This is a genomic window from Thomasclavelia sp., from assembly GCF_017889095.1.
In the GTDB taxonomy this organism is placed as follows: domain Bacteria; phylum Bacillota_I; class Bacilli_A; order Erysipelotrichales; family Coprobacillaceae; genus Thomasclavelia.
Genome location: NZ_JAGHEW010000019.1, coordinates 1 through 7,527, shown reverse-complemented (window position 1 = coordinate 7,527; position 7,527 = coordinate 1). Strand labels below are relative to the sequence as shown.

Here is a 7,527-nt window from a genome sequence, read left to right as displayed (position 1 = left end):
GTTTTGCTGCTAATCTAAGAGATGCGATGTATACTAATATTCAGTCATTTTCATTTTCGAATATTGATAAATACAGCACTGCCGGATTAGTGACACGTTTAACTACTGATGTAAGTAACGTTCAGCTTGCTTATCAGATGATCATTAGAATGTGCTTTAGAGCACCGATGAATTTGATTTGTGCGTTGACGATGGCATTTATGATCCATCGGGAATTAAGTATGGTTTTTGTTGGGGCCATTATTTTCTTAGTTTTCGTTTTAGCGATCATTATGTTTATGGCAACTCGTTATTTTAATCAAGTATTCCCTAAATACGATGATTTAAATGAAAGTGTTCAAGAAAACGTTGTGGCCATTAGAGTTGTTAAATCATTTGTGCGAGAAACTTATGAAAACGAAAAATTCAAAAAAGCAGCTCAAAATATTTATAAATTATTTGTTAAAGCTGAAAGTGTATTAGCGTTCAATAACCCGGCAATGATGACAGCAGTATATTCTTGTATCTTGCTTTTATCATGGTTAGGAGCTAAAAATGTTGTTGGTGGCAGCTTAACAACTGGACAATTAACTACTTTATTTAGTTATATTATGAATATCTTGATGTCATTAATGATGCTTTCAATGGCTTTTGTTATGATTACAATGTCATTTGCCTCAGGACGCAGAATTGCTGAAGTAATTAATGAAAAATCAGATTTAGTTTCACCTGAAGATGCTTTAACTACAGTAAAAAATGGGGCTGTTGATTTTAATCATGTTACTTTCTCTTATAAACATGGTACTGGTGAACCCGTATTAAGAGATATTGATTTGCATATTAAATCCGGGGAAACAATTGGTATTATCGGAGGAACTGGTAGTGCTAAAAGTAGTTTGGTTAATTTAATTAGCCGTTTATATGATGTTGACCGCGGTAATGTTAAAGTTGGTGGTGAAGATGTACGTAAATATGATTTGGAAGTATTGCGTAATGAAGTAGCTGTAGTCTTACAAAACAACGTTTTATTTAGTGGAACGATCTTACAAAATTTAAGATGGGGAAATGAAAATGCTACTTTAGAAGAATGCCAGGAAGCTTGTCGTTTAGCCTGTGCTGATGAGTTTATTCAAAAATTCCCGGATAAGTATAATACTTATCTAGAACAAGGTGGTACAAATGTTTCTGGTGGTCAAAAACAGCGTTTATGTATCGCTCGAGCATTACTTAAAAAACCAAAAATATTAATTCTTGACGATTCAACTAGTGCTGTTGATACGGCTACTGATGCCAGCATTCAACAGTCATTTGAAGAAAGAATCCCAGATACAACTAAAATTATTATTTCTCAAAGAGTTTCTAGTGTTCAAAGTGCTGATCGTATTATTGTGTTAAATGATGGTATCGTTGATGGATTTGACAGACATGAAGAATTATTGAAAACAAATGAAATTTATGCAATGATCTATGAAACTCAAACTAAAGGAAAGGAGGAAGCATAAGATGAAAAAACCAAGTGTTTTGTTTCGCCTTTTAAAGAAGTTATTTAGTCAATATGGTGTTCATATTGTAATTGTTATATTTTGTATTATTGGTCAATCAATTTGTACGGTTCAAGGAACCTTGTTTATGCAAACATTGATCGATGAATATATTTTACCGTTAGCTAGTCAGGCTGCACCTGATTTTACAGACTTGTTCAATGCTCTTTCAAGACTTGCATGTTTCTTTGTAGCGGGAATTGCTTTTGCTTATACTTTTAACCGCATCATGGTAAATGTTACCCAAGGATTTTTACGAAATCTTAGAGTTGAGATGTTTGAACACATGGAATCATTGCCAATTCGTTATTTTGATCGCACAACTCATGGGGATATCATGTCTGTTTATACTAACGATATTGATACGTTAAGACAGCTAATCAGCCAGTCAATTCCACAGCTTACTTCAAGTTCAATCACGATTATTACAGTATTTGTTTCCATGTTGACTTTGGATTTGAAATTAACTGGAATTTCAGTAATCATGGTTTGTATTATCTTATTTATTTCTCGTAAAATTGGAAGTTTATCTGGTCGTTATTTTGTTAAGCAGCAGGAAACTTTAGGGAAAGTTAATGGTTATATTGAAGAAATGATTTCTGGTCAAAAAGTTGTTAAAGTATTCAATCATGAAGAAAAAGCAATTGAAGGCTTTAGAGAAATTAATGAAGAACTTCGGGAAAGTTCATACCAGGCTAATAAATTTGCCAATGTCTTAATGCCAGTTACGATTCAAGTTGGTAATATGTCATATATCATTTGTGCTATTATTGGGGCTGTGATTGCTTTAAGCGGTATTGATAGTTCACTAACAATCGGTACATTAGTTGCATTCATGACATTAAATAAAAACTTTAACCAGCCAATTGGTCAAGTTTCGATGCAATTAAATTCAATTGCTATGGCACAAGCTGGGGCTAAAAGAATTTTTGATCTGTTAGATCAAGAAAGTGAAGATGATCAAGGAATCGTTACTTTATGCCGCGTTAAATACGTTGATGGTCAAATGGTGGAAACAAAAGAACGAACTGGTCATTGGGCTTGGCGCCATCCTCGTAGTAATGGTGAAATTGAATTAGTTAAAATGGAAGGTGACTTGAAGTTAGAAAATGTTGATTTTGGTTATAATGATGATCGGATGGTTTTACATGGTATTAATGTATTTGCCAATCCAGGAGAAAAAATTGCTTTTGTTGGGGCAACAGGAGCTGGTAAAACAACGATCACTAACTTGATCAACCGTTTCTATGATATTCAAAAAGGGACGATCACTTATGATGGTATCGATATTAAATTAATTAAAAAAGCTGATTTAAGACGTTCATTAGGAGTCGTTTTACAAGACACGCATTTATTTACTGGTACAGTAATGGATAATATCCGTTATGGCCGTTTGTCAGCTACTGATGAAGAATGTATTGCAGCGGCTGAATTAACTAGTGCCAGTCAGTTTATCAAACACTTACCTGATGGTTATAACACGATGTTAACTGGTGATGGAGCTAACTTATCACAAGGGCAAAGACAGCTAATTGCCATTGCCAGAGCGGCCGTTGCCAACCCACCAGCATTGATTTTAGATGAAGCTACTTCATCAATTGATACTAGAACTGAAGCATTAGTTCAAGCTGGTATGGACGGCTTGATGGAAGGTAGAACTACTCTAGTCATTGCCCATCGTTTATCAACAATCAAAAATAGTGATTGTATCATGGTTTTGGAACAAGGTCATATCATTGAACGTGGTAACCATGAAACATTAATTAAAGAAAAAGGAAAATATTATCAGTTATATACTGGTGCTATTGAAATGGACTAAACATCATATCATTCGATATGGTGTTTTTTTTATTTATTAATCTTAAAATTATCACATTTTTAATATTTTCATCAAATTCAAATAAGTGTATAATTAGGGCTAAGGAGGATTAGATAATGTCAAAAAAAATAGTTCTATTTATCATAGTATTATCTTGTCTTCTAACTGGCTGTTCAAGTGAAGATGATCAAAAGTATCCTAGTGACTATCCGGCTTCTGCTAGTTATACGCTTGATGATATTTTATATCCTCAAAACAGTGGCACGGCTATTTTGGATAGTGATGTGGCAATGATTGATTATTCGAATGTTAATCAAGGGTATATCATTGGTTATTTAAAAAGCAATGTTACAACTAAAATAAAAATTCAAATTAGTTTAGGAGAAACTAAATATAATTATGATCTAACTAGTGAAAAAGGAACTAGCTATCCTTTGCAGCTAGGTGATGGTACTTATACAATTAAAATTCTAGAAAATATTGAAGGAACTAAATATGCAATTAAACAAAGCATTGATGTCGCTGTCAAACTAGATAATGAATTAAGCCCTTTTTTATATCCTAATATTTTAGTTAATTATTATCCAGGTGATACTATTACTGAAGTAGCAATCGATGTTGTAAAAGACGATGATGATGATTTAACACGAATCAAGACCATCTATGAATATGTTGCTGGTTATTTAACTTATGATGATGATAAAGCCAAACTTGCCAAGCAGCAATATTTAATACCTGATTTGGAATCGTTATTAAAAGAAAAAAAAGGAATTTGTTTTGACTATGCTTCAATGATGGTGGCGATGCTTAGAATCAATCACATTCCATCCCGGCTTATTTGTGGAGGAACGGATAAAGACGAATATCATTCCTGGGTGGAAGTTTATTTAGAAGGAAAAGGCTGGGTAAATCCCGATATCTTTATTGATCAAAAAACATGGACGATCATGGATCCTACTTTTGCCAGTTCCAAATATGATTATGATGGACAGTATGTTCAAACATTGTATTATTAAAGGAGATAAGAAATGAAACTAACAGTAAGTGAAAAATATATTTTCTGTTTACAGATGGCAATGATTTTAAATTCTGGTTTTAGCTTACACCAGGGAATAACAATGATCAATGAAGAAATTGATAATAAAAATATAAAAACAGTTCTTGATCAATTAACCACTTATTTAGATGATCAATATAGTTTTAGTGAAGCAATTGAAAAAAGCCAGGCTTTTGATGATTATATGAATAATTTAATTAGTGTTGGTGAAGCTAGCGGTAATCTTGATGAAGTAATGAAATCATTAAGTGAATATTATTATCGAATTGATGATATTACTAGTAAATTAAAGCAGGCTTTGACTTTTCCGCTTATTTTATTAATTATGATGGTAGTTGTCGTAGGGGTAATCGTGTTTAAAGTTTTACCGGTTTTCCAAAATGTGTTACGTAATTTAGGTAGTGATTTATCTGCGTTTGCAAATACATTTATGGAATTTGGCCAAATCTTTTCTTTAGGGTGTTTTATTGTCCTGGCAATAATTGTAGTTATCATTATAATTAGTTATTTATATTCAAGAATTAAACATATTAATGTCTTGACTAATTTTGTCCAAAAATCTTTTTTAACTAAAAAATTATCCAATGCTTTAAATAAAGCTCAGATTACTTATGCCTTGTCATTATTTGTCGCTAGTGGTTATGATTTACAAGAAGCAATGAAATTTGTTCCAAAACTAGTAGACGATGTTAAACTGCAAAAACAGTTAGAGAAATGTAATCAGGATCTAGAAGCCGGAGATGATTTTGTCACCGTAATTAAACGATATCAAATTTATCAGGGAATGTCTTTAAATATGATCCAAGTTGGTTTTAAAACCGGGCAAATAGATCAAGTTATGACTAAACTGGCAAATCAGTTTCAAGAAGAAGTTAGTGAAGCTATCAGTCGTTTTTTAAATATTATCGAACCATCAATCGTTGCTTTGCTTTCACTTGTAGTGGGAATTATTTTATTATCAGTAATGTTGCCATTAATTAGCATCATGTCTTCATTATAAGGAGGCTAGAAATGAAAAATGGATTAAAAATAATGATTGTTATTCTAATCTTGTGGGGAGCAATTTATAGCTTTGATCAAGCATTTAATTATTCTCGAAAAGAAGATCTAACAAGAATAGAAGATACAATTAATCAATTATGTTTAAAATGTTACAGCATTGAAGGACGTTATCCTCCAAATATCGAGTATTTAAAAGAAAACTATGGTCTGCTTTTAAATGAAGATGATTATCAGATTGTTTATTATTATGAAGGCGATAATTTAAAACCGTTAGTTGAAGTATGGCAAAAGGAGCAAAATTATGAATAGGCATGAAAATATTCATATTATTTTTTCACTTTCATTATTTTTACTATTTGTAATTGGTTCGTTTTTTATCATTACTTATGAGATTCGCGGTTATCAAATGATTAGCCAGGCCTGTGAAAGTGAAGATATGCTAACTACTCCATTAGCGTATTTAAATAATCGCTTGAAAAGTGAGGATAATGTTATAGTAGATAGTAAAGATTGTTTACGTTTAGTAAATGATCGAACGACTACTTATATTTATTATAGTGATGGGTATTTAAAAGAATTATATGTTACTAATGAATATCAGGTTGATTTTTCCAAAGGGGATAAACTGTTTGCTTTGGATTATTTTGCAGTTGAACAAAATGATCGTTTATTAAAGTTTACTGTTGGCAAAGATAATCAAGAAAAGGATTTAAGTATTTATTTACATGGATAGGAGATTATTATGAAGACTAAAGTACATTCATTTTCGTTTTTAATGGAACTGATCATTGTGATCCTCTTTTTTGCTTTTGGAGCTACAGTATGTGCTGCTTTTATTGTAGAAGCTAAAAATAAACAAGTCCAGGCAACAGCCTTACAAGATGATTTGTTAGTCGCTCAAAGTATGATTGAAACGATGCAAGCCTATCCAGATAAATTAGTTGATGAACTTTTTACAGTTAAACAAGTTGATCAAAATACTTATCAAAGTGGGAATTTAGAAATTATTTATAGTAATGACCATCTTGAAGGCAAAGTTGTAATCAAAAGCAATGAACAAGTGATTAGTGAACTGCCTTTTGTTTTAGGAGGTAAGGCAAATGAATAAAAAAAATAATCCCATTCGTTTAAGTATTGGTACTACTTCGATTTTTATGATCTTTGTCATCCTGGTCATGTGTATTTTAGCTGTTTTAGCTTATTTAAAAGCTAATTCTTATTATCATGCCACTTTACGACAAATTGAATTTAGTGAAAGCTATTACCAAAGTGAAAGTCGTTTATTGCAAAAGTTTTACCAGTTAGATATCAATGATTTAGAAAATGATCAAATTGATTATCTTGAAGATGAAAATCTTTATTGTATTAGTGATCAAATTAATGAAACCCAGCAATTACAATTAACCTTTAAAGTGGAAATGAATAATTTAGAAATTGTCAGTTTAAAAACGATAAATTTGGAGGAATAAAATGGATATTAAAGAATTATTAAAAGAAGTTGTTGAAAAAGGAGCGTCAGATATCTTTATTGTAGCCGGTTCACCATGTGCAATCAAAATAGATGGTAAAATCGTTAAATATAATGAAGAAAGATTAATGCCTCAAGACACTGAAACGATGATTCGGGATATTTATCAGTTGGCCGGAAATGATCATTTTGAACAGTTTTTACTTTCAGGCGATGATGATTTTTCTTTTTCAATTCCTCAAGTGGGACGTTTTCGTGTTAATGCTTATCGTCAGCGTAATTCATGTGCAGCTGTATTAAGAATTGTTCGTTTCCAATTACCAGATCCTAACGAGATGCATATTCCTAAAGTCATTTGCGATCTGGCAATGCAAAAAAAAGGGATGGTTTTAGTTACTGGACCAGCTGGTAGCGGTAAATCGACAACTTTAGCGTGTATCATTGATCAAATCAATCAAAATCGTAATACCCATATTATTACAATTGAAGATCCGATTGAATATTTGCATTCACATAATAAAAGTATCGTTTCTCAACGTGAAGTTTTTCATGATACTGAAAACTATGTTTCCGCTTTACGGGCGGCTTTAAGAGAAGCTCCTGAAGTAATCTTAGTTGGGGAAATGCGGGATTTAGAAACAATTGATATCGCTATTACAGC

The 7,527-nt window shown here is 32.0% G+C and carries 9 protein-coding genes; all 9 read left to right on the top strand.

The features are described from left to right. Window positions 1-1,481, top strand: a 1,481-nt coding sequence (locus tag J7M77_RS00965; RefSeq protein ID WP_296875096.1) for an ABC transporter ATP-binding protein, incomplete at its 5' end; no start/stop codon positions are given. A 1-nt stretch (window position 1,482) separates the two neighbouring features. Then, window positions 1,483-3,339 carry an ABC transporter ATP-binding protein gene (locus tag J7M77_RS00960; RefSeq protein ID WP_296875094.1) on the top strand — a complete coding sequence of 619 codons (1,857 nt, stop codon included), beginning with the start codon at window positions 1,483-1,485 and terminating at the stop codon, window positions 3,337-3,339. A 116-nt stretch (window positions 3,340-3,455) separates the two neighbouring features. Further along, a complete protein-coding gene (locus tag J7M77_RS00955) occupies window positions 3,456-4,355 on the top strand; it encodes a transglutaminase-like domain-containing protein (protein ID WP_296875092.1) in 900 nt (299 codons plus the stop codon). Between the two features lie 12 nt (window positions 4,356-4,367). Next, window positions 4,368-5,396 carry a type II secretion system F family protein gene (locus J7M77_RS00950; protein WP_296875090.1) on the top strand — a complete coding sequence of 343 codons (1,029 nt, stop codon included), beginning with the start codon at window positions 4,368-4,370 and terminating at the stop codon, window positions 5,394-5,396. A gap of 11 nt (window positions 5,397-5,407) precedes the next feature. Next, window positions 5,408-5,707, top strand: coding sequence for a hypothetical protein (locus J7M77_RS00945; RefSeq protein ID WP_296875088.1), 300 nt, complete (start codon window positions 5,408-5,410; stop codon window positions 5,705-5,707). Then, window positions 5,700-6,131 (top strand): DUF4860 domain-containing protein, encoded by a 432-nt coding sequence (locus tag J7M77_RS00940; RefSeq protein WP_296875086.1) that lies wholly within the window; start codon window positions 5,700-5,702, stop codon window positions 6,129-6,131. The genes J7M77_RS00945 and J7M77_RS00940 overlap by 8 nt, the downstream gene beginning before the upstream one ends. 9 nt (window positions 6,132-6,140) lie before the next feature. After that, window positions 6,141-6,506, top strand: coding sequence for a hypothetical protein (locus J7M77_RS00935; protein WP_296875085.1), 366 nt, complete (start codon window positions 6,141-6,143; stop codon window positions 6,504-6,506). Next, window positions 6,499-6,867 carry a hypothetical protein gene (locus tag J7M77_RS00930; RefSeq protein WP_296875084.1) on the top strand — a complete coding sequence of 123 codons (369 nt, stop codon included), beginning with the start codon at window positions 6,499-6,501 and terminating at the stop codon, window positions 6,865-6,867. Before J7M77_RS00935 ends, J7M77_RS00930 begins: the two co-directional genes overlap by 8 nt. A gap of 1 nt (window position 6,868) precedes the next feature. After that, the coding region (locus J7M77_RS00925) for a type IV pilus twitching motility protein PilT (RefSeq protein WP_296875083.1) at window positions 6,869-7,527 on the top strand (659 nt) is incomplete at its 3' end.